Genomic DNA, 19,472 nt, shown 5'->3' with positions numbered 1-19,472 from the left:
TTGTCATGTTTTTTAAATTACGAATATATGGTAATTAAGAGTAAGTTATCACAGGGGGCCCCCCCGGGGGGGGGCGGGTGGGGGGGGCGGGCCGGGCTGCGGCTCTTCGGCCGGTCCCGGCCCGCGACCAAGTGATCCGCAAGCCGTTCCCAGCACCGGTGTCCAGACTCGTCACAAGCCCCGGCCCGGCAAGTACGGCGGGTGCCGCGATGGCAACGATGGTCAGACATCTAAGGACACATAAAGATCATGAAGAACGCCCCGCGTCTGCGGATGGGAGCCGCGGCACTGATGCTGTCGCTGTCGATCGGCGGCTGTGAGGCGCAAAGCGCCACTCCGGCAGCGCCCGGCTCCTCCGCCTCCCCGGCGCCGGCCACTCCGTCCACCGCCCTGCGGGCGACATCGAAGGATCTCCCCGACGTGATCGCCGGATACCGGCGGAACTGGGAACACGAGCCCTACGCGTATCCCGAGCCCGATCTCCGCTACACCAATCCCAAGGCCGGCAAGAAGTACGCCATGGGCCGGACGGTAGCCGGACTCTACATCGTTCCCGGCGGCGAAGCCGACGATCATGATGACGAGGTGGGGATCTCCATCACCCCGGCGACTTCCCCGCCCCCGAGGCCGCCATCAGAACGGTGCTCTACGACGTCCAGGACCTGCAGCCGGTCGATTCGAGATTGGGCGGTGCGGCGTTCTGCCGTACGTTCCACGTGGCGGTGGTCTGCTACTGGGCCACCGAGACCACCTTCGGGGTGGTGGGCGTCCCCGGAGGCGACGTGAAGGACGCGGCCCGGCACTACCGGACGCTGCGCACCGCGCTGGAGAGGGAGCGCCCGTCCTCCTGAGAGCGAAGGGGATCCCAGCGGCATCCGCAAACTAGCTTGTCGTGCTGTTCACCGCAGCAGACCGCTCACGAAGGAAATTCCATGCCCGCCCCCCGCATCGTACAGATGCCCTTCAACCCGTCCTCCCCTCTCCCTAAGGCGATCCCTGCCCGCTCCGCAACCGCACGGCTGTACGGCCCCGTCTCTGTCCGCCGCGTCCTCGGCGCGGTGGCCGCGGCGCTCGCCGCCTGCGTGCTCTCGGCGTGTACATTCAGAGCTTCCGGCGGCGCCTCATCGCTGTCACCCACTCCGAGCGGGCATCGGCTGGTGAACCCGCCGCCGCAGCAAGCGGGGGCCTTCCGCCGCATCGATCTGTGGACGGACGGCACACGGGAGAAACTGCTGTCCGCCCGCCCCTCCATCGAGGGCGCCCCCGTCCGCGAGGTGGTGAACGCCCTGCATGAGACGGCCAAGGTCCGGAAGCGGCCCAGGGGCCTCGCCTTCATCTCGTACGAGGTGACCATCCCCGCCGACCGGCGACAGCCGGCCGTGGACGACGCTCTCGACAGCTTCCTGACCGTCGGCAAGAAGGGAGAAGACTTCCAGCTACCCCCGGGACCGCTTGGCGGCTACGCCCGCTGCGCTGAGGCCATGGTCGGGGGTTCCCCGTCGGGCATATGTGGCTGGGCCGACAAGGGCACGTTCGGCCTCACCTACGGTCCGACCCTCAGTGCCGCCGAGCTCAGGGACCTGTTTTCCGCCTTCCGCGCCGACGTCGAACGCTGACCGCCGGCGGGAGCTCGTGGGGTCGCGGTCGTATCCGCCCGGCCGGAGGCCCTGCAGCAGGCGCTGGAGCGAACCGAACACCGCGCCCAAGCCGCCGAGCAGCGCGAAGTCACCGCCCAGCAGACGATCAGCCGTCTCCTCGCCCTCCCAGCGGCCCCTGAGACCACGTCGGCTGAGGGCTCGGGCGGCGCCGCGCATCGCGAGGGCTTCCCTGAACGCCGCTGAGACGCACACGCCCGTGCGTCTCAGCGGCCGTCGACGGTTCGGGAGTCCTGGGCCGGGACGGCACATGAAATGAGTCGCTGCCGATGGACCGGTCAATGCGGCTGCGGATCGGCCACTACCTAGTCGCCGCCGCCGGGCCGCACATCGGGTAGTGCGCCGTTGCCGGGAGCTACGGCACAGGTCCTGTCTGCGCCCGCTTCGTGTCTTCACGTGTCAGCGGGGAAGGCGGGAACACCCTCCTCGTTGAGCCAAGGAGGGGCAACGGGCTCGTGGTCGAAAGCCCGCCACACCGCATTCGCGGCGGCGAACTTCACATTTCCCGGCCCTGTGTCGACAAGGGACTCATCAGGGACGGTCATGCTCTCCGGGGCGAACGAGTCCGCTCTCGTAGGCGAAGACGACCGCCTGGACGCGGGTGGTCAGGTTGAGCTTCATCAGGACCCGGGACAGGTGGGTTTTGACCGTCGCCTCGCCCAGGTAGAGCCGGGCGGCGATCTGGGTGTTCGTCAGGCCCTGTGCCAGCAGCTTCAGCACGTCCGTCTCCCGGCTGGTGAGCGACTCCAGCTCGGCCGCCCGGCTCGTGGTGCGGGTGGGGTCCGGCTGACCGGCGAACGCGGCGATCACCCGCAAGGTCACCGCCGGGTGCAGCAGCCCCCCGCCGGCCGCGACCGTCCTGACCGCCTCGATCAGGTGCTCAGGCGGAGCGATCTTCAGCAGAAAACCGCTGACCCCGGCGCGCAGGGCGGCGGCGACGTGCTCGTCCTCGTCGAACGTGGTCAGCACGATGACCTTGCTGTCCGGGTGATCGCGTACGAGCCGCCGCGATGCCTCCAGCCCGTCCATCCTCGGCATGCGCACGTCGATCAGCACGACGTCTGGCCGGGTGCGCGCGACCAGGCTGAGAGCCTCGACACCGTCGGAGGCCTCGCCGACGACCTCGATGTCCGGCTCGCCGCTGAGCACCATCCGCAGACCCACGCGGACCATGGCCTCGTCGTCGGCGAGTGCTACCGAAATCGTCATGATGGTGTTCCTACCATGTGCGGGGGATGGGGAATCGGGCGCGGACCGCGAAACCGCCGCCCGGCTCGGGACCGGTGTGCAGGCTCCCGCGCACCATCGCCAGCCGTTCACGCATACCGACCAGCCCATGGCCGCCGCGCCTGGCAACCTGTCCGGCGGGTTCGTGCACCGGACGTCCTGGCTCGTTGCGCACCTCCAGGGTGAGCGCCTGCTCGGTGTAGCCGATGACGACCACGGTGGGCACCTGACCGGCGTGCCTCAGCACGTTCGTCAGGGCTTCCTGGAGCACCCGGTAAGCGGTGAGGTCCAGGACCGGCGGCAGCCGTGGCAGCTCGGCCGGGGAATTCAGGGTCACCTCCAGACCAGCGGCGCGGGCATCCGAGATCAGCTCACCGACCCGGGCCAGCGACGGCACGGGCGACGGCCGCTCGCCGTCGACGCGCTCGCGCAGGATGCCGACCAGCCCGCGCATCTCCTCCACCGTCTGCCGCCCGAGATGTTCCAGCCCGACCACGACCTCCTGCTCGGCCGGGCGGTCGGCGAGCAGCCGGCGCAGGCCGCCCAACTGCAGGGTCATCACGCTGACCGAGTGCGCGACCGCGTCGTGCACCTCCCGGGCGATGCGCGTGCGCTCCTGCGCCACCGCGGCCTGGGCGTTCGCCTCGCGTTCGGCGTCGAGTGCGGTGGCCAGTTCGGCGAGCTTGACCGCCCGTTCGCCGCTGCGCCGCGCGAGCAGCCCCATGAACCAGCCCGGCAGGAGGACCGCAGGGACGAAGAACAGCTCCCACAACGTTCCGCCGGCCGCGATCGACATACCCGCGAAGGACACGCCCGCGGCGCACAGCCCCACGGCCGAACGCCGCTGCGGCTCGCGCCAGCCGGCCCACGCGACCACCCCAATCATTCCGATCATCGCCGCACCGCCGACCCCCGGCGCTCCGAACGCGACCACGGCCACCGGCAGGCAGGCAGCCGCGATGACCGTGCCGGCCAGCGGATACCGGGCCGCGACCACCACCCCGAAGCCCAGCGCGACCCCTGAGATCCAGGTGGCCGTGGCGCTGGCGCCGAAGAAGTCGTCGAGCCGGGTCTCCAAGACGGCCAGGAGGCCGATCAGCGGTCCGAACACCAGCGGAATGAGGCGGACGTCCCTCAGCCGGGTCATCGTCATGGCCACTGATCGTAACCATGCGCGGCCTCGGCCGACTCCACCGGATGGCGGACCCTCGCGGCTTGCCGGGTCCGCCGAACAGCGGACCCGCCCGGCATCCGGTCCATCGAAGCGGGGAGCCATCACGATGCGCAACGGCTGACCCGCCGGAGGGCGCCACGGCGGAAGAGTTCTCCCTGCAACGATCCCGCAGCGACATCCGACACGGAGGTACGACATGACCCCCCTTACCCACAGCGCCACGGCCCCCGCGGAGGTGCTCCCCGAGCGCGCCGACCGAGCCGACCGGTTCCTGCGGCGCGCCGGCGGCGCCGCCCTGATCAGCAGTCCCCTGCTGATATTGGGCGGCATGATGACCTGCCCGCCCCAGGACTCCAACTCGACGGTCGACTACATCACCTCACTGGCCCGCGACAGTTTCCTGACCGAGCTGTCGGCGATGCTGCTCCACTACGGCCTGATCGCCGGTGCACTCGGCGCGCTGGCCGTGCCCGGACTGGTGCGCGGCCGCAAGGGCCGCTGGCCGGCGCTGTTCGGCGCGCTGGCCACCGCGCTCGGGCTGCTGAACGTGTCCGGTGCCGTGCGCGACGACTGGTGGCGGATGGTCGCCGGGCAGCAGCTCCCGATCGACGTCGCGGCGCGCATCTCAGACACCGTGGACGCCTCGGCGTTCATGCCCCTGTGGAGCGGCACCGAGATGTTCGCCTTCCTGGGCCTACTCTCGCTGTGCGTCGGGCTTGCCCGGGCGGGCGTCGTCGGCTGGTGGCTGACCGCCGCCTATCTTGGCGCTTTCGTCGGGATGATGTTCATCCCGGTCAGCCTGACGTACGTGGTGGGCGGCGTGTTCGCCATGCTGTACCTTCCCCTCGCGGTCGCCGGCATGCGCACCTTCCAGCGCGAGCGCGCCACAGCGTGACCTGACGCCGGCGGCGCGGCACGATCGCCTCCCAGACCTGGTCCAGGCTGAGCTCTCCTCTGTACTCGCTCCCCACAAGAAGGGGTGCCGGTAAGAACGCTGTCATGAGCCCCAAACGAGCAGCACTGCCCTGGTCGCCATCACGACCCCGCCGGGTCGAACCCTGTCCGGGCCCTGACGTGATCTTGTACGGAATCGATCGATTTCTCGGCCATATCAATGACGGTGACGCCGGACCGGCGGTCACTCCCGCATGAGCCGGATGGATACGCGATGGGCGGTCGGTTGCCAGGTCCGGCCGCCCTGCCGCCGCTATGGGGCAGGGGGCCGTGAATTACTGGGTGGCTGATGAGGGCCGTGATCGTCGGCCCTCACGCCGAACGGCGGCCGGCGTTCGAGCCAGTCAACGCGGTTCCCGAAAGAATCCGGGGCGAAGAACACGCTTGTCAGAACGTGCGCTTACTCAGCACCGTAGGCAGCGCGGTCCTCGATCTCGCCCGCGCGACGTTCAGCAGCCACACACGTCCGGCACATGCCGTACGGCCGGAAGCCTCGGACGCGACACCCGCAGTCCAGACACGGCGCGCAGCAGTCGCAGTCATCCGCACACGGCAGCTCGTTCATGCACCAGACGGTAACGGTCAGTGTCCGCGGAGCATTGCCGAATTGTTCTTATAGGGGTCAAAGCTGGGCGACCGCCCGGCGCTGACGCGCCGCCCACGGCGCGTCAGCGAAAATCGTCGAACATCTTGAACAAGACGTCGTCCGTGGTCGGATCCGGCACGGTCAGCACCGTCTCCGGACCGTCGGCGTCGTCGGTGAGCCGTACCCGGTAGCGGCCCGGCGCCAGCTCGACGCCGTCGACCAGGAGGCGCCCATCCTCGGTGTGGTCGATGCCTTCGGAGACGACCAGGAGCGGAAAGCCCTCATGTGATGCGTCCATGACCGGACCCTGACCCGCCCGCCCCTCCCCTGTCCTCGAAACGAGAGCACGCAATTGGATACGGCCGTGATGGGGTCCCGGTAGTACTCGCGGAAAATCGGGCGGATACGGCTCTGACCTAGGTTTTCGTAAGCGCTCCACCGCTGGGTCTCCCCTGAGTCCATGAGGGTGCGGCAGCCCGTTGCTCCGTTCGGAGAGGGCGGGTTTCGGCGCTCTGCTGTCGAACGGCCCACGGGGCCGAATCAGTGGAGGAACCAGCGGAGGGGCGTTGACCTGGGGTGACGCCGCTGGGTGATCAGGCAGAGTTGAAATTCTGTCTGGTCTGCAGCTCGGCGCGGCCCGTTTCTGCCGTACTCCGGTGGCACCCCCGCTCGACCTGCCTTGCATATCCGCCCGATTTTTCCCGAGTACTACGGGAGCCCCTGATGAGCAGATCGCCCGCTATGGCCGCGTCGCCCAGCAGGCGCTGTCGGGCTACCTTGACGCGGTTACGGAAGACGAGTTCTCCCCCGGATGGTCCGGCTTGTCATCGCGGTGTTCCGCTCGACCGCGTCAGCCGTGATGCTCGCCAGCACCATCGCCGGGTACGCCTTCATGCAGCACCCGCACGTCATCGAATCCGACGACGAAGCGGCGATCGGCACGGCCATCAGCGCCGCCATGGACGTCTTTCGCGAAGCCGTCGAAGAGTTCGCATGACCACGACCCCGCCCGTCAGCTTTCATCTCTCAGGGCGGGGTGTGGCCGTCGCAGTGCGCGGGATCCCGCCTATCGGGCTGAGCCTTCATCTCCCAGGGCGGAGTGTTACCGCAGGTCGGCGACGTCCGAGCGATTCTTCCGCGAGGCCATGAGGGCCTCGGGGAAGCCGGGGCCGTGGACGACGTGGATCTGCGCGAGGTCAGTGACCTCCCCGCAGGCGCCGCAGGTGGTCTGCTCGGTCATCGCCCCGCCGCAACCGGTGTGCCGATACAGAATGGGCGGACCGCCGGGCGCCGCCCATCGATCACCCCACTGCGTCAGCGCGATGATCACGGGTGCCAGGTCGAGTCCCTTCCGGGTCACGGCATAGCCGCTCCGATCGGGCTGCTCCTTGCTCGATCGCCGTTCGAGGACGCCCGCGTCGACCAGGCTGTCCAAGCGTTTGGCCAGGATGTTGGTCGCGATGCCCAGGCGCTGGAAGTCGGCGAACCGGGTCGCCCCGGCGAACAACACGTCACGCACGATCAGCAGGCTCCATCGCTCGCCGATGACCTCCAGCGCCCTGGCGGCCGAGCACACCTGCGTGTCGTAGGTCTTGCCCAGCATGACGACCCCACCTCCCAGAGGAGCACTTGCGTCATGCAAGACTACCCCTCTAATCTCGCTTGCATCACGCAAGTGCGCTCTCGTATGCCGGCTGGCTCCATGGCCGCGACCACGGCGTGACCATGGAGCCGGCCTATCCATACGGAAGAACAATCATGTGGAGGTCACCGATGAGTGGATTGCTGCTCAAGGACAAGAACGCTGTGATCTACGGAGGCGGCGGCGCCATCGGCGGCGCCATCGCACGGGTCTTCGCCCGGGAAGGGGCGAGGGTCTTCATCGCCGGGCGGACGCAGGCGAAGCTCGACGCCGTAGCGCGTGACATCGCCGCCGCGGGCGGAACGGTCGAGACCGCGCAGGTCGACGTGCTCGATCAACAGGCGGTCGAGAAGCACGCCGACGCGGTCGCGGCGACGGCCGGCGGCATCGACATCGCCGTCAACGCCGTGAGTGTCCAGCACGACCAGGGGACTTCGCTGGCGGATTTGTCGCTGGAGGAGTTCATGCGGCCGATCGACGGCTTTTTGCGGACGCTGTTCATCACCAGCAAGGCTGTGGCCCGGCACATGGGGGGCGAGGGTCCCGGTGTGATCCTGACGCTGTCGGAGCCGGGTGCCAAACTGGCCGTAGGCGGAATCTTGGGGCACGCCGTGAGCGCGGCCGGCAAGGAGGCGTTCTCCCGGGTTCTGGCCGCGGAGCTGGCACCCAGCAACGTCCGGGTCATCGGCATCCGTCCCCATGCTGTCGTCGACGCGCCGGCAGCCGGTTCCTACACCAAGGAGCTCTTCGAGCAGGCCGCGGCAGCGGCCGGGCAGTCGGTCCCGGAGATGCTCGAAGGCGGGGCGATGGCGCAGGGGACGCTGCTCAAGAGGCTGCCGACGCTCTCCGAGATCGCGGAGACGGCCGCGTTCCTGGCTTCGGATCGAGCGGGGGCCATGACCGGGACGATCGCCAACCTGACCAGCGGCGCGATCGTCGACTGAGTTTAGGTTCGCCAGGACGTTCGCCGGGCGGTGGGCGCGGAGGGGGTGCGGAGGGGGCGCGGTCACAGGACCGGCGGGGGCAGGCTCGGCGCGGTCGCCGGCCCCGAAGCGGGGGCCACCTCCGGATCATCGAGTGGAAGGCCACCTGAGGACGCAACTCGCCGGCGGCATGGTTATGGCCCTGCCTGGCGCGTCGTGCGGTGCCGTGCCAGTCGGCAATGTCCTGCGTTGGACGCGACGTGGCTATCGCGGAACCTGAGATGACCGGCTCGCGCGGGTCAGCGGGCGCGGCGATCGGCCCACGCGAGACGCGCAGCGCGGCCGGGGGACTTCAGGCCGCGCGGGAGCCGGTCCCGGAATGTCGCGACCCCTCGCCACACCACCCACGCCAGGAGGCCGGCAACGAACCCGTACACCGCCACCAGCCCGTGCCCGTTGCTCTGCGCGAACCACATCACCAATCCCAGTGCCGGCACGCCGATCGCGAGCAGCCGCTCCTTGAAGAGACGGGTCCGCATCAACAGGGCCATCGCCAAGGTCGCCCCCAGGAAGTGGGGTGTCGGGGGACCTACTGCGCGGGCTTCGCTCCGTCGGGGGCAGCCCAAGTACGAGAGAAAGGGGCAGCGTCCCCCACCTCGTAGAAGCTGCTGATCAGTGGGTTCGGCGGCTGGGTGCCAGGACTTCGGTGACCTTGGCGATGGCTTCGGCGCCGGGTTGGACGTAGCGCATGGCGGTGCGGGGGTTCTTGTGCCGGGTCTTGCCCATGATGAGCTGCAGCGGCACTTCGGCCTCGCCGAGGTGGGTGGCAGCGGAGTGGCGCAGCTGGTGCAGGTCGAGGCCGGCGTACACCACCGCGCTGGACGCACTCGTGGAGCCGTGGCCGGCGCCCCCGGCCTTGTCGACCACCGTCACCTGCCAGCCACGGCGGGCGAGTTCCAAGGCGACCGACGCGCCGATCACCCCCGACCCGATCACCACGACGTCCGTGCGCTTACCGGGCACGGCAGGTCCTGAGATAACTGAGGAACGAGGCCTGCAGGCCGGTCACGTGCGTTTCGTCCAGGACCGCGCTGGTGACGGCTCCGCCGCGTGAGGTGAGGCGGTGCAGGAGGGTGGCGGTGTTCTTCGTGACGCTCTGGTAGACGGCCAGGTCGCCGAGAAGCTCTCGGACGTTGATGGTCACGTGCAGCCTGGCCGCACGCCGGCTGTCGCCCATCTCTTCGAGCTGGGCGAAGACCTGACTGTCCGTACTGACGACACCGGGGCTGCCCGCTCCGACGCTCTCGAAGAGTGCGCTGCCGGAGAGCCAGGTGTAGAGGCTGAAAAGTCCGCCGTAGGAGTAGCCGTAAAGGCCGTGACCGCTCGCGGCTGTGCCGTAGTCGCGTTCGATCCGCGGGTGCAGTTCCGTGGTGAGGAAGTTCAGGAACGCATCGGCGTGGGTGTCGCTCAACTCGGCGAGGTAGGCGTCGGCTTCCTCACGCGTCGTCGTACCCGCTTGGAATCCCTTCTCCACGGCATCGATGAGCTCCTGGGCGATGGGCTCGCCGGGTGGCACGAGGTCTCTGTTGCGCAGCCGTGCCCAGTGTTGTGCTTCCTCGCCCGCGTAACCGACGCTGACCTGGATATAGGGCTGGATCTGCTGCATGGGGTCCAGCTGGGTGACGATGAGCGGAGCCGTCATGCCCACGGCCCAATTGCCGTCGAGCACGTACACCGCGGGCGCCGGCGTCGTGGCGGGGTCGTAGCCCGGTGGCGTGGTGACCCAGACGCCGTAGTCGTACCCACCGCTGGAACGCAGCTCGAAGTAGTCGGTGTCGGCGAGGCAGCCCTGCCACATGGCGCTCATCGCAGGTCCTTCACCACGCGTCCGGCCTGGACGACGAGGACGGCGTTGGCGGGGTCGGCGAAGAGCTTCGGATCTTCGAGCGGGTTGCCGTTCCAGAGCACGAGGTCTGCCTGCATTCCGGGAGCGATGACCCCCACCTGGTCCGACAGGCCAAGGATCTCGGCGTTGGTCTTCGTGGCCGCCACGAGGGCTTCCATCGGTGTCTCCAACTCCGCGCGCAACTTGAGCTCTTCACCTCGGCGGTCCTGAGCCGGACCGATGAGATCGGAACCCAGCCCGATCCGCACTCCGGCCTCCTTGGCGGCAGCGAGCGCCTCGGTCATCCGCTCACGGACACCCAGCACACGATCGCGGACCGACTCGCCGAGGCCGGCTTCCGCGGGGTCGTGCAGCAGTCGCTCGACGACGGCGAACGTGGGCACAAGGGCGACCCCGCGCGTGGCCATCAAGGTGGCCGTGGGCTCATCGAGGTCGGTGCCGTGCTCGACACAGCGCGCCCCGGCCTCGACCGCGTTCCGAATGCCCTCATTGTTGTGGGCGTGAACCGTCACGTAAGTGCCCCGTGCCGCGGCTTCCTGCACGGCGACGGCGATCTCCTCCACGGTGAACTGGGTGTCGGTCAGCCGGTCGTGAGCGCTGACCACTCCCCCGGTCACACAGAGCTTCAGAAAGGAGGCTCCGCGGCGGAAGGCCTCACGTACGTTGCCTCGCAGCTCGTCCGCATTGCCCGACATCATGGACAGGGCACACAGACCCGGAAGGTGATGGCCGCTCCACAGCTCGGTGGGTTCCCAGTCGGCTCCGTAGTAGCCGTGCCCACCGATCTGGCACTGCACAGGTCCGCACGACAGGACGCGCGGTCCCCTGACCTTGCCCTTCGCGATCGTGGTGACGACGCCGCCGTCGATCCCGCCGGTGTCCCGGACGGTCGTGAAGCCGGCGTCGAGCGCTGCGCCGGCCGTGGCGAAGATGTCCGCCGCGATCTCGGCGGCACTGATCTGGAACGAGAACTGCGGCTGGATCGGGCTCGACAGGCCCAGGTGAACGTGCGCGTCGATCAGGCCGGGCGTCATCGTCAGTCCCCCGGCGTCGAGCCGCTCACCGGGTTCGTCACCGGAGGCCCCGAGCTGGGTGATCCACCCGTCTTCGACGGTGACGTCGACGTCTATGGGGTCGCGCCCCGTCCCGTCGGCGACCGCCGCGCCGACCACCTGCAAACGTCCCACGAATCGTTCCCTCCGCCGTCGCGAGCTGACTGCGACCATGTACGAAGCAACACGGCGCCGCCAGCAATCTTTTCCAATGGATAAACTGTAGGAGTGATCCTGTCAACCACGGAACGCAAAGGCGACGCACGCGAGCGCCTCCTGGCCCGGCTCCTCGACACCTTCGACGAGGCCCTTCCCTCACCGGAGGTGTCGCTCCGCGAGATCGCCGCCCGGACCGAGACCAGCCACGCCCTCCTGCGATACCACTTCGGGTCACTCCCGGGCGTCCTGGCGGCCATGCTCAAGGCACAGCGATCTCGTGACAACGAGGCCCTTTTCGCAGCCGCCCAGCAGGGCACCTTCACCAACCTCGTTGTGGCGATCTGGCGGACCTACACCCGCCCGGAGCAGTTGTCGCGTGTCCGCGGCTTCTTCCACGTCGTAGGACTGGCCGCGTACAGGCCGGAGGACTTCCGCGAGTTCATCGACTCGCTCGACGACCTGACCAAAATGCTGGCCTCACTCGCGGAACGCGAAGGGCACGACACCGGGGAAGCGCTGACCATGGCCACCGTCGCCGTTGCCGCGATCCGCGGCCTGCTCTTACAGGAAGTCCTGACTCCAGGAGTCCACTCGGAGGACGCCGTCGACTTGATCCTGCGCATGCTCCCCGGCAACGCGGCCGGTGTTCACTCAGGCGACGGAGTACGCCCGCACCCTCAAGCAGGCCGTCCCGCACCGGCGCGTGATCGTCATGGTGCATGAGACGAAGCGAACTTCGATCTGGGCAGCAAAGAGGGCCGGTCCATGTTCGCGGTCCTGGCCGCGGCCGCGGAATACGAACTGGAGCTGCGAGCCGAGCGCCAGTCCGAGGGCATGACCGCCGCCAAGCGCCGCGAGGCCACCGGTGCCACGCTGCCCGGCAAAAAGACCGGCCGGCCGCGCGTGATCGGCTTCGCCGAGCTGGTCACCCTACGCCGCCTGGTCGGCGACGGTGTCTCGATCACCGAGGCTGCCCGCACCCTCACAATCGGCCGCTCCACCGCCTACGCGGTACCGGTGGAGCGCTGACCAGCAGTTATCCCCCCGCATCCCGCTTCTGTCCGTTGAGAGGTCAGGTCGGCGGCCGCCTTGCGGGCTGTGCCGACCATCTCGGCCAAGATGAGCACGCCGGGCCGGATCACCTCGGCCGCCATCAGATACTCGCGCGCCAGGTTGAACAGCAGCGTCGACGAGTCGTGCTCCATCGCCCGGTCCAGCGGGAACTGCTCCAGCTCCTTCATCGCCTGGCTGCCCGCCGGGACGGTCTGCCGCTCCAGATACTTGGCGACCTGGCCCAGATGATCCGAGCGGGTCTGATCGCGCTTGCCGTACAACCGCAGCGCCGCCGGGGTCACCCCGAGCCGCTCGGCCACCTGCGCCACCGCTGCGGCCGGCGCTGAGGCCACATCGTCGGGCACGAACCCCAACCACGGCAGGCTGCACAGCTGGACCAGCATGCCCAGCCGATCAACAGCGGGTGCCACCGGAATACGCCGCACATGGGCCGCGCCGGAACGGTGACCGGACAGAAGCGAGGATCTGTCCGGTCAACCCCACCCCATCAACCCATGAGTTCACCCTCGCTGAAGAATCCTCACCGCGAGCGCCCTTGGATTCACCGCGAACGCGAGAATCCGCGGCGCAGTGGTGGCCGCCGAACAGATTGTCCAGCACGGATCAGCTAGAAGAGCGTGTCGCGTACCCGCAGGGGCCGGTATCCGGTCGGGCCGAGCTGGGCCAGCTCGCCAGGTAGACGGGGATCACAGGGGCGGGCAGGCAGCGGTAGGCGAGCCAGACACGGTTGCGGGCGACCATGCGGTAGAAGGTCGCGTGCCGGGCGGTGCGCCCGAGATCCCACAACCTCCAGCTCAAATCGATGCTCTCGCGAAAAGGAAGAACTCGCCCGGCCAGCCGCCGGCAATCATGGCAGAGCAGGTACTGCAGGCACCCGACGTGCCTGTTCTGCAGCGCGGTCTTCTGCGCGCCGCAGGGTCAGCGCCCAGTGGTCCTTGATCTGGCCCCAGACACGGGCATACCGACAGTCGGCTGTGTCGCCGGCCGAGGGGCCATCAGGGACGAGTCCGGAGGATGAGACAGGAAGCCGCGGATACGCTGATCGGAGCCTGCCTGACTGATCGTTTTGCGGGACTTCTTAGTAGGATTTTCCGGCATGCGTATCCTTTTCGCCGCGCTGACGGCCAGCGCGCTCGCCAGCACGGCGCTCACCGGGACGGCGAGCGCGAACTCGGCCGAACCCATCCCGACCGGCTCGGCGGCCTTCACCAAAAACCCGATCTACAAGACCGGTAAGTTCGCGCCCCGAACCTGCGAGGAGCCGACCATCAAGGGCGGCGATATCGACTCCGTCCGGCTGTACACCGATGCTATCTCGACCTGCCTCGGCAATGCGTGGGGGGCTCAGCTGAGAAAGGCCGGAATACCTTTCACTAAACCGAAGGTCACGGTCGCCTACGGAGAGCGGATCAAGACCGCCTGCGGCGTCTATCGCCCGAGTGACACCTTCGGCCTGTACTGTCAGAAGAACACGACCGTCTACCTGATGGTCAACCATTACGGCGTTGCCGGTGAACTCGACTCACCGCAGATGCTCGAAAGCCTCTCGATCGGATACAGCTACCACATTCAGCGGCTGATCGGCGTCTTCGCCCAGGAGGCCCGGGTCGCCAAGGAGTCATCCAAGGTTGAGGCGGCAGCGCTGAGCAGCAAGGTCGCACTGCAGAACATCTGCTTCGCCGGCGCCTTCATCGGCAGCGTCTGGGACTCCCTGGGCCACAGCAAGGAACAGGGCTCCGACTCCTTCATCAACCAGCACTCCATGGAGAGCAACGTCCCGGGCAACGGGACGACGAAGAACCGCATTTACTGGCTGGGACGCGGTTTCGCCGCTCAGTCCCCCGGCGCCTGCAACACCTTCATGGCGCCGGCTTACCGGGTGGCCTGACCCGCGGTTGCCGCCTTCGCCGGGGAGGTCCGCTCTGACCTTCCCTCAACCCCGGCGATATCGGGGCGGCGGGAAGGCCCGGCGGGGAGCGGCTGGACCTGGTTGACCGGTGATCCCGGCCCGGCGGCGAGTTCCCAGCTTTAACCCCGGCCGCCGCCGCGGTCGGTCGGCTCGCGCTTTCCGATGCTCGCCACCTCGCTCGCCGCAGGCGCCTTGACGCTCACCTGACTGCCCCATCCGGTGTAATGGGTCTCCACGCTGAGCCGCCTGTCCTCCCTCCCCGGTTCCGTCCCGCCGTGGGTCCTCGGCGGGTAAACGGTGACCAATCGCTGGGGGAGCCGATCGGAGCCCAGAGTGAGCGTGAAGCGCAGCACCGCGGTTTTCTCCTCCTTGGACAGCCTGAGCAATCGGGCGTTCCGCAACCAGGGGGAGGCCTTCTCCAGCGCGCCGAAGCTGATCGCGCCTGTGTAGGTGCGCCCCGTCCGCTTCCCCTTCGTGATCAGGGCCTTCAGGGTCGCCGGCTCGGCCACGTTCACCAGCTGGCTGCACCAGCCGCTGAAGCCGGCGGTCATACCGTTCGGATGCTTGAGCCAGGTCTTGCCCTTCGGCGGCTCCCAGAGACCACCGAAGTAGTAGCTGTCGGTGCCGATCCTGATCGTCCGGTCTGAATCCGTCAGCATCCACAGGAGGCTGTTGGGCACCCAGGAGATGTCGTCGGTGGTGACCTTCGTGGTGACGTCGGAGGCGACGACCCCGGCCTTTCCGAACTGGAAGGAACCAGTGCGCTTGAGGAAGGTCGTGTTCCCGGCGAACTCGACCACAGTGGTGACGTCGGTGAACTTCACCCCCTTGCCCGCGACGAACTGGCTCTTCAACGCCGTGACCGGATCCGCGGAGGCCGCTTGGACGGGTGCCGCAGTCACGAACGTGGTGACCGTGGCCGCGGCGATGCCCGCGATCACTCGCTTCACAATGATTTCCTCTCAGCCTGGTACGGGGAGGAAAATCCTGCCGGACCTTGATCACGAACGCGTCTCAGAACGCGTCCCCTCAAGAGCAGACCCATAGGGGAACGGCACCAGCCATGCCACTTCAGCGTGATTTGATCGTTTCAGTGGTGGCTCGTTAGGGTTGGGCCCCTTTGTTGGGATCTTCAGATCCTGTCCGCTCGTGCCCGAGGGTGTTCCCGTGCGCCGTTACCGTTTTGGCAAAACCGCCACGCTGTTCGCCGCCATCTATGTGGCCGTGGTCATCGTCTCCGGCGTCCGCGCGCTGGCCACCGGCGACCCCGCGCTGCTGCGCGAGATCGTCGTCGGGGGATGGGACGCCGACTTCATGCCCTACGCCTGGTGGGTGGAGCTCCTCATGGTCGCGGGCGGCGTCCTGCAGGGCTGGGCCTACTGGCAGATACTGCGTGGGCGGCCGACTGGCGCGGCGGCGGTCAACGGCAGGTCGGTCCGGCCGCAGGTCAGCGCCTCGTCCCCGTTCTTGATCACCGGGGTGAGGCCGACGTTGCAGGCCTCGCTGATCAGCAGCGCCACCAGGGATCGGGGCAGATCGTGCATGCGCGTGGGGATGTCGGCCAAGTGCACATAGGCGTCCAGGAACCCGGTCCAGGAGTGCACCTCCAGCAGCAGCTCGGGCAGGTCGATGCGCGGCAGCATCGCCTGACGGGCCGCACGCAGCCACTTCAGCGACGGGCTCTCGCCCAACGCGCCAAGCTTCTCCACCGACAAGCGGGCGTGCCCATCCGGCGGGGTGACCACCCGAACCAGGGCATCATCGCCGGCTTCGTCGAGCCGGCCGGCCATCTGCCCCACGCCGCGTCCAGCGCCAGCAGCTTGGCGTCCAGATGGGCCTCGACCGGGTCGGTGAGCGACAGGGAAGCGAGCGCGTCCTCGCTGATCGCCTCCCACGCCTTGCCATCCAGCAGGTGAGCGCGCGGATCGGCCCACCGCAGAGTGGTAGCCACACTCTTCGGCCCTCCGCTACCGACACGTCAGGCGGCGTGGAGGGCGGATCGACAACACGCCGATACCGACACTAATCCAAAGATCATCTGTTACGAGATTCTGTCCACCAAGGTCTGGCTATCGATGGTCAGGGTCACCCGGTCGGCTCTGGCCATCGATGGCCGAAGGTCCCCAGGCCGCCGGTGGCGTCCTGGCGCTCGATGACATCGTGGGTCACCCCGGCGGGCGGTCGTTGTCTGGGGTTGTCAAGCGAACTAGCTGGTCAGCCGCATGAAGGTCGTTCATGCATGTAGATAGCCCGCGCGCCGCCGGTGGATCGTCGAGACGGTCCATCACCTGGCTGGTGCGGGACGAGGCGGAACCTTCGGGACTATGCGTGGGTTCTCATCGGTGTGGCACGAGATCGGCAGACTGCCTAAAAACATCGCTCATCGGCGACGATTTCGCCCCCTGGCGGAAGTCTCCACCTTCGACTGTCCTTACCGACCTGACATGAGGATTCCTGTGACCTTCGACAAAAGGCCGTCCGACATGACCGATCCCGCACCGACAGGAAGGGGCCGTCGTGCGGCCGACATCTGGTCGCTGGTGCATGTCGAGCGAGCGGCCCTGGCGGCAGACCTGGCGGATCTGACCGACGAGCAGTGGGCGACGCCGTCACTGTGCGCCGGGCTGAGCGTGCGGGAGGTGCTGGCGCACCTCACCGCGGGAGCGAGCCTCAACGGTGTGCGGTGGCTGGCGGGGGTGATCCGCTGCCGGTTCGACTTCGACAAGCAGGTCGCCATGCGGCTGGCCGAGCAGCTGGGCGCGACCGCGACCGAGACGCATGACAGGTTCCGCCGCGTCATCACGAGCACGACCAAACCGCCTCTTCCGGTCATGGCGATGCTGGGTGAGACGATCGTGCATGTCGAGGACATCCGGCGGCCGTTGGGCATTCGCCATGACTACCCGATCGAGGCCCTCACCTGGGTGGCCGAGTACTACCGGGGCTCAGACCTGGTCGTCGCCGCCAAGAGGCGGATCGTGGGCCTGCGACTCGTCGCCACCGACGGTCCTTTCACCACTGGCTCCGGGCCGCTGGTGTCCGGCACCACCCTGGCCTTGGTGATGGCGACGACCGGGCGCTCGGTGTATTGCGATGAACTTGACGGCGATGGCGTCGAAATCCTGCGCGATCGGCGCGACATGACATGACCCAGGGCTCGAAGCCCGCCCAGCCCTGGTCAGCCTGCCGCCGGTTCGGCGAGCCGGGTCTCCAGGTCGGCGATCATCTGTGCCGGCAGGCCGGTGTTCTCACGTCGGACCACCTGCAGGTCGACCATGTCGAGGCCGGCATCGGCTCGTCCACCGGCCGGCGCATCATCGCCATCAGCTGCGCCAGGCCCGGGCTCGACCAGACGGTCAGGCGTAACCACCCTCGGCGTCCTCGGCGGAGTCGTGGGCCGGCCCGGGCACGAACAGCTCCAGCTGCTCGCCTGCTGGCTCGGCGTGGGTGAGTTTCAGGCAGCGGCGGCAGGTGACCGGGTCCCGGTCCGGGTGGGCGGCGCCGGGGTCCCAGCCGCTGACGCCGACCATGCAGGCCGGGCCGGGCATGCGCTCGTCGGCGAGCCAGCGGGTCATCGCGACCTCGTACACGACGCCCGAGGAGCGGACCCGCAGGTTGGAGCCGCCCGAGTAGGCGGCCCGCGCTGCGGCGGCGATCGTGGCCAGCGCCTGGTGCAGGCTCGGCGTCGAATCAGCCTCCTGCATCAGCACCTCCACCGAGGGTGGGCGCCATCCGGCAGGACGGCATGAGAGTCGAGCTTACGGCGGCTGCGGCTGCTGCTGCTCGGGCCTACAGGCCGACCACCGGGTTGTCGGTCCAGCGGTCGCCTTCTCCGAGGTAGCCGAGCAGGGCGGCCGAGCCGTCGGCCCATCCGCCGTGGCGGCCGATGCGCTCGAGGTTCGCGCCGGCGCGGCGGGCGGCGGTGGCGAATCCGCGGCGCAGGCTGTGGCCACTCCAGCGGCCCTGGAGTCCGGCGGCCGCGGCGATCCGGGTGACGACGTCGGCGGCCGCGCCCGGGGTGAGGCGGCCGTCCGGGTCGCCGATCGTGCGGCCATGACGGGTCATCGGCGCCGCGAGGCGGCCGTGGCGGTCGATGCGCACCAGCAGCGGCCCGCCGGTGCGGCCCGCGTCGGCCATCGCGGCGAGCAGGGCCCGAACCGCGCGGACGGGGCAGGTGGCGGGGATGCGGCCGCAGGCGGCGCACCAGGCGGTGAACGCCGTCCAGTCGGTGGCGTAGGCGCGGCGGGTGGAGGCGGGCACCCCGGCCTCGACCGCGGCGCGGGCCGCCGGGCTCAACGTCTGCTCGGGCTCGGAAGCGGCCACGCGCTCGGGCAGGGTAGGGCCGGGCACCGGCGTCATCGCGTCACCGGCGCGTCGCCCTGGCGGCGGAATTCCCGGAGCCCCTTCACGTGCGCGCGCGTAGGGGTGTCCGGAAACTCCGATGGATTCAAACGCCAGACGGCGAAATCCCTCGCCCATCAAGAAGGGCAGCCATGGTGGGTCACCCCGCTGTTCTGAGGTCTGGAAACCGGGCTGATAGGGAGCACGTTCCGTGTATCGTTCACCTCGTGGATACTGCTGTTCGGCGCATTCCTCAATGTCTTTCCGCAATGGAGTTGGCTGGTTTACGGCATAGCCTTCGGTATACCCCTATTGATAGCGGCATCGAGAGATTCCGGAGAATTCAAGCGTCCCCTTCCGTAAGGATCATCCAGATGATCGGTGTGATAGCGATGGCTGTGCTACCGCTTGTATTGGTACTCGGTCAGCGTGCGCTCACGTGAGCGCAGGAGACGGTTCTCCGTCGCTTCGATATTCGTCGTACTCGGCCTTGGCCCTGCGATCGGGGGCTGCGGGGCCACGACAATGACCAGCTCCTGCGATGACGTCATCACGCTGTCCGCCGAGGTTCCCTCGACCATGAGGGCGGCGGACACGCTGCGAGGTGTCGGGTCCGGTGACGTATGGTTCATCGCGCCGGAGAGTGCGCGCTGGGGCGATGTTGTGACTAGAGAAGGGGGAGGCGCGGCCGGCAAGTTTCCCCTATGGGTCGATAGCCAGCATTCTCCCGACATAACCGTCCAGGGTGTCGAAGGCACCCAGGGAGTCGGCATCGTTCAAAAATCACCCACCGCAGAAGGGTTGCCTGGCCCTTTGCCGGTGAGGATTCAATTTCCTGAGCCCGGCTGCTGGCTTGTCACAGCAAGGGGA

Annotated in this window: 23 protein-coding genes; 9 read left to right on the top strand and 14 right to left on the bottom strand. The window is 68.3% G+C overall.

The window, feature by feature from the left end:
- The first annotated feature begins 641 nt into the window (after nt 1–641).
- Entirely contained in the window at nt 642–851 is a 210-nt protein-coding gene (locus ACWDS7_RS33745) for a hypothetical protein (protein WP_451932556.1), read from the top strand.
- Between the two features lie 81 nt (nt 852–932).
- Entirely contained in the window at nt 933–1,616 is a 684-nt protein-coding gene (locus tag ACWDS7_RS33740) for a hypothetical protein (RefSeq protein ID WP_451932555.1), read from the top strand.
- Nucleotides 1,617–2,186: 570 nt separating this feature from the next.
- Here ACWDS7_RS33740 and ACWDS7_RS33735 read toward each other — a convergent pair.
- Entirely contained in the window at nt 2,187–2,864 is a 678-nt protein-coding gene (locus tag ACWDS7_RS33735) for a response regulator (RefSeq protein ID WP_451932554.1), read from the bottom strand.
- A 10-nt stretch (nt 2,865–2,874) separates the two neighbouring features.
- Nucleotides 2,875–4,035 (bottom strand): sensor histidine kinase, encoded by a 1,161-nt coding sequence (locus ACWDS7_RS33730; protein WP_451932553.1) that lies wholly within the window; start codon nt 4,033–4,035, stop codon nt 2,875–2,877.
- Between the two features lie 217 nt (nt 4,036–4,252).
- On the opposite strand from ACWDS7_RS33730, the gene ACWDS7_RS33725 reads away from it, so the two are divergent.
- Entirely contained in the window at nt 4,253–4,951 is a 699-nt protein-coding gene (locus tag ACWDS7_RS33725; protein WP_451932552.1) for a hypothetical protein, read from the top strand.
- 727 nt (nt 4,952–5,678) lie between these two features.
- On the opposite strand, the gene ACWDS7_RS33720 is transcribed toward ACWDS7_RS33725, so the two are convergent.
- Complete coding sequence (locus tag ACWDS7_RS33720) at nt 5,679–5,894, bottom strand: hypothetical protein (RefSeq protein WP_451932551.1); 216 nt, start codon at nt 5,892–5,894, stop codon at nt 5,679–5,681.
- A gap of 513 nt (nt 5,895–6,407) precedes the next feature.
- Here ACWDS7_RS33720 and ACWDS7_RS33715 point away from each other — a divergent pair.
- Nucleotides 6,408–6,593: a hypothetical protein gene (locus ACWDS7_RS33715; protein WP_451932550.1), complete on the top strand. Its 186-nt coding sequence runs from the start codon at nt 6,408–6,410 to the stop codon at nt 6,591–6,593.
- 105 nt (nt 6,594–6,698) lie between these two features.
- Here ACWDS7_RS33715 and ACWDS7_RS33710 read toward each other — a convergent pair whose 3' ends face one another.
- The gene (locus ACWDS7_RS33710) at nt 6,699–7,199 is read right to left on the bottom strand and encodes a winged helix-turn-helix transcriptional regulator (RefSeq protein ID WP_451932549.1); all 501 of its coding nucleotides are present in this window, start codon (nt 7,197–7,199) and stop codon (nt 6,699–6,701) included.
- Nucleotides 7,200–7,369: 170 nt separating this feature from the next.
- On the opposite strand from ACWDS7_RS33710, the gene ACWDS7_RS33705 reads away from it, so the two are divergent.
- Nucleotides 7,370–8,182 (top strand): SDR family NAD(P)-dependent oxidoreductase, encoded by an 813-nt coding sequence (locus ACWDS7_RS33705; RefSeq protein WP_451932548.1) that lies wholly within the window; start codon nt 7,370–7,372, stop codon nt 8,180–8,182.
- Nucleotides 8,183–8,460: 278 nt separating this feature from the next.
- Here the strand turns inward: ACWDS7_RS33705 and ACWDS7_RS33700 are convergent, their stop codons facing one another.
- From ACWDS7_RS33700 to ACWDS7_RS33685, 4 genes are all read right to left on the bottom strand, one after another.
- On the bottom strand, nt 8,461–8,712 hold the full coding sequence (locus ACWDS7_RS33700; protein ID WP_451932547.1) for a hypothetical protein: 252 nt from the start codon (nt 8,710–8,712) through the stop codon (nt 8,461–8,463).
- Nucleotides 8,713–8,833: 121 nt separating this feature from the next.
- Complete coding sequence (locus ACWDS7_RS33695) at nt 8,834–9,184, bottom strand: FAD-dependent oxidoreductase (protein ID WP_451932546.1); 351 nt, start codon at nt 9,182–9,184, stop codon at nt 8,834–8,836.
- Entirely contained in the window at nt 9,174–10,028 is an 855-nt protein-coding gene (locus ACWDS7_RS33690; RefSeq protein ID WP_451932545.1) for an alpha/beta hydrolase, read from the bottom strand. Before ACWDS7_RS33690 ends, ACWDS7_RS33695 begins: the two co-directional genes overlap by 11 nt.
- Complete coding sequence (locus ACWDS7_RS33685) at nt 10,025–11,293, bottom strand: amidohydrolase family protein (protein ID WP_451932544.1); 1,269 nt, start codon at nt 11,291–11,293, stop codon at nt 10,025–10,027. Before ACWDS7_RS33685 ends, ACWDS7_RS33690 begins: the two co-directional genes overlap by 4 nt.
- Nucleotides 11,294–11,347: 54 nt before the next feature.
- Here ACWDS7_RS33685 and ACWDS7_RS33680 point away from each other — a divergent pair, with 54 nt between their 5' ends.
- A complete protein-coding gene (locus tag ACWDS7_RS33680; protein ID WP_451932543.1) occupies nt 11,348–12,001 on the top strand; it encodes a TetR/AcrR family transcriptional regulator in 654 nt (217 codons plus the stop codon).
- Nucleotides 12,002–12,019: 18 nt separating this feature from the next.
- Nucleotides 12,020–12,307, top strand: a complete 288-nt coding sequence (locus tag ACWDS7_RS33675; protein WP_451932559.1) for a hypothetical protein — start codon at nt 12,020–12,022, stop codon at nt 12,305–12,307.
- On the opposite strand, the gene ACWDS7_RS33670 is transcribed toward ACWDS7_RS33675, so the two are convergent.
- Nucleotides 12,283–12,762 (bottom strand): DUF4158 domain-containing protein, encoded by a 480-nt coding sequence (locus tag ACWDS7_RS33670; protein ID WP_451932542.1) that lies wholly within the window; start codon nt 12,760–12,762, stop codon nt 12,283–12,285. The two genes, ACWDS7_RS33675 and ACWDS7_RS33670, sit on opposite strands and share 25 nt — an antisense overlap.
- Nucleotides 12,763–13,448: 686 nt before the next feature.
- On the opposite strand from ACWDS7_RS33670, the gene ACWDS7_RS33665 reads away from it, so the two are divergent.
- Entirely contained in the window at nt 13,449–14,240 is a 792-nt protein-coding gene (locus tag ACWDS7_RS33665; protein WP_451932541.1) for a neutral zinc metallopeptidase, read from the top strand.
- Between the two features lie 140 nt (nt 14,241–14,380).
- On the opposite strand, the gene ACWDS7_RS33660 is transcribed toward ACWDS7_RS33665, so the two are convergent.
- Nucleotides 14,381–15,211, bottom strand: a complete 831-nt coding sequence (locus tag ACWDS7_RS33660; RefSeq protein WP_451932540.1) for a hypothetical protein — start codon at nt 15,209–15,211, stop codon at nt 14,381–14,383.
- 426 nt (nt 15,212–15,637) lie between these two features.
- Nucleotides 15,638–16,051 (bottom strand): Tn3 family transposase, encoded by a 414-nt coding sequence (locus ACWDS7_RS33655; protein WP_451932558.1) that lies wholly within the window; start codon nt 16,049–16,051, stop codon nt 15,638–15,640.
- A gap of 693 nt (nt 16,052–16,744) precedes the next feature.
- Here ACWDS7_RS33655 and ACWDS7_RS33650 point away from each other — a divergent pair.
- Nucleotides 16,745–17,410 (top strand): maleylpyruvate isomerase family mycothiol-dependent enzyme, encoded by a 666-nt coding sequence (locus tag ACWDS7_RS33650; RefSeq protein WP_451932557.1) that lies wholly within the window; start codon nt 16,745–16,747, stop codon nt 17,408–17,410.
- 29 nt (nt 17,411–17,439) lie between these two features.
- Here ACWDS7_RS33650 and ACWDS7_RS33645 read toward each other — a convergent pair whose 3' ends face one another.
- The 3 genes from ACWDS7_RS33645 to ACWDS7_RS33635 form a co-directional block, all read right to left on the bottom strand.
- Nucleotides 17,440–17,631 (bottom strand): hypothetical protein, encoded by a 192-nt coding sequence (locus ACWDS7_RS33645; RefSeq protein ID WP_451932539.1) that lies wholly within the window; start codon nt 17,629–17,631, stop codon nt 17,440–17,442.
- Nucleotides 17,618–17,965 (bottom strand): hypothetical protein, encoded by a 348-nt coding sequence (locus ACWDS7_RS33640; protein WP_451932538.1) that lies wholly within the window; start codon nt 17,963–17,965, stop codon nt 17,618–17,620. The genes ACWDS7_RS33645 and ACWDS7_RS33640 overlap by 14 nt, the downstream gene beginning before the upstream one ends.
- Before the next feature lie 85 nt (nt 17,966–18,050).
- Nucleotides 18,051–18,584: a tyrosine-type recombinase/integrase gene (locus tag ACWDS7_RS33635; protein ID WP_451932537.1), complete on the bottom strand. Its 534-nt coding sequence runs from the start codon at nt 18,582–18,584 to the stop codon at nt 18,051–18,053.
- Nucleotides 18,585–19,472: the final 888 nt, after the last annotated feature.

This window comes from Streptosporangium sp. NPDC003464 (genome assembly GCF_053588315.1).
This window is presented reverse-complemented; position numbering and strand designations above follow the sequence as displayed.

Coding starts and splice junctions, on each gene's coding strand:
- ACWDS7_RS33740 (WP_451932555.1), top strand. CDS start 933: ATGCCCGCCCCCCGCATCGTACAGATGCCCTTCAACCCGTCCTCCCCT.
- ACWDS7_RS33730 (WP_451932553.1), bottom strand. CDS start 4,035: ATGACGATGACCCGGCTGAGGGACGTCCGCCTCATTCCGCTGGTGTTC.
- ACWDS7_RS33685 (WP_451932544.1), bottom strand. CDS start 11,293: ATGGTCGCAGTCAGCTCGCGACGGCGGAGGGAACGATTCGTGGGACGT.
- ACWDS7_RS33705 (WP_451932548.1), top strand. CDS start 7,370: ATGAGTGGATTGCTGCTCAAGGACAAGAACGCTGTGATCTACGGAGGC.
- ACWDS7_RS33655 (WP_451932558.1), bottom strand. CDS start 16,051: ATGGCCGGCCGGCTCGACGAAGCCGGCGATGATGCCCTGGTTCGGGTG.
- ACWDS7_RS33690 (WP_451932545.1), bottom strand. CDS start 10,028: ATGAGCGCCATGTGGCAGGGCTGCCTCGCCGACACCGACTACTTCGAG.
- ACWDS7_RS33735 (WP_451932554.1), bottom strand. CDS start 2,864: ATGACGATTTCGGTAGCACTCGCCGACGACGAGGCCATGGTCCGCGTG.
- ACWDS7_RS33665 (WP_451932541.1), top strand. CDS start 13,449: ATGCGTATCCTTTTCGCCGCGCTGACGGCCAGCGCGCTCGCCAGCACG.
- ACWDS7_RS33715 (WP_451932550.1), top strand. CDS start 6,408: ATGGTCCGGCTTGTCATCGCGGTGTTCCGCTCGACCGCGTCAGCCGTG.
- ACWDS7_RS33725 (WP_451932552.1), top strand. CDS start 4,253: ATGACCCCCCTTACCCACAGCGCCACGGCCCCCGCGGAGGTGCTCCCC.
- ACWDS7_RS33640 (WP_451932538.1), bottom strand. CDS start 17,965: ATGCAGGAGGCTGATTCGACGCCGAGCCTGCACCAGGCGCTGGCCACG.
- ACWDS7_RS33650 (WP_451932557.1), top strand. CDS start 16,745: ATGACCGATCCCGCACCGACAGGAAGGGGCCGTCGTGCGGCCGACATC.
- ACWDS7_RS33720 (WP_451932551.1), bottom strand. CDS start 5,894: ATGGACGCATCACATGAGGGCTTTCCGCTCCTGGTCGTCTCCGAAGGC.
- ACWDS7_RS33710 (WP_451932549.1), bottom strand. CDS start 7,199: ATGCTGGGCAAGACCTACGACACGCAGGTGTGCTCGGCCGCCAGGGCG.
- ACWDS7_RS33700 (WP_451932547.1), bottom strand. CDS start 8,712: ATGGCCCTGTTGATGCGGACCCGTCTCTTCAAGGAGCGGCTGCTCGCG.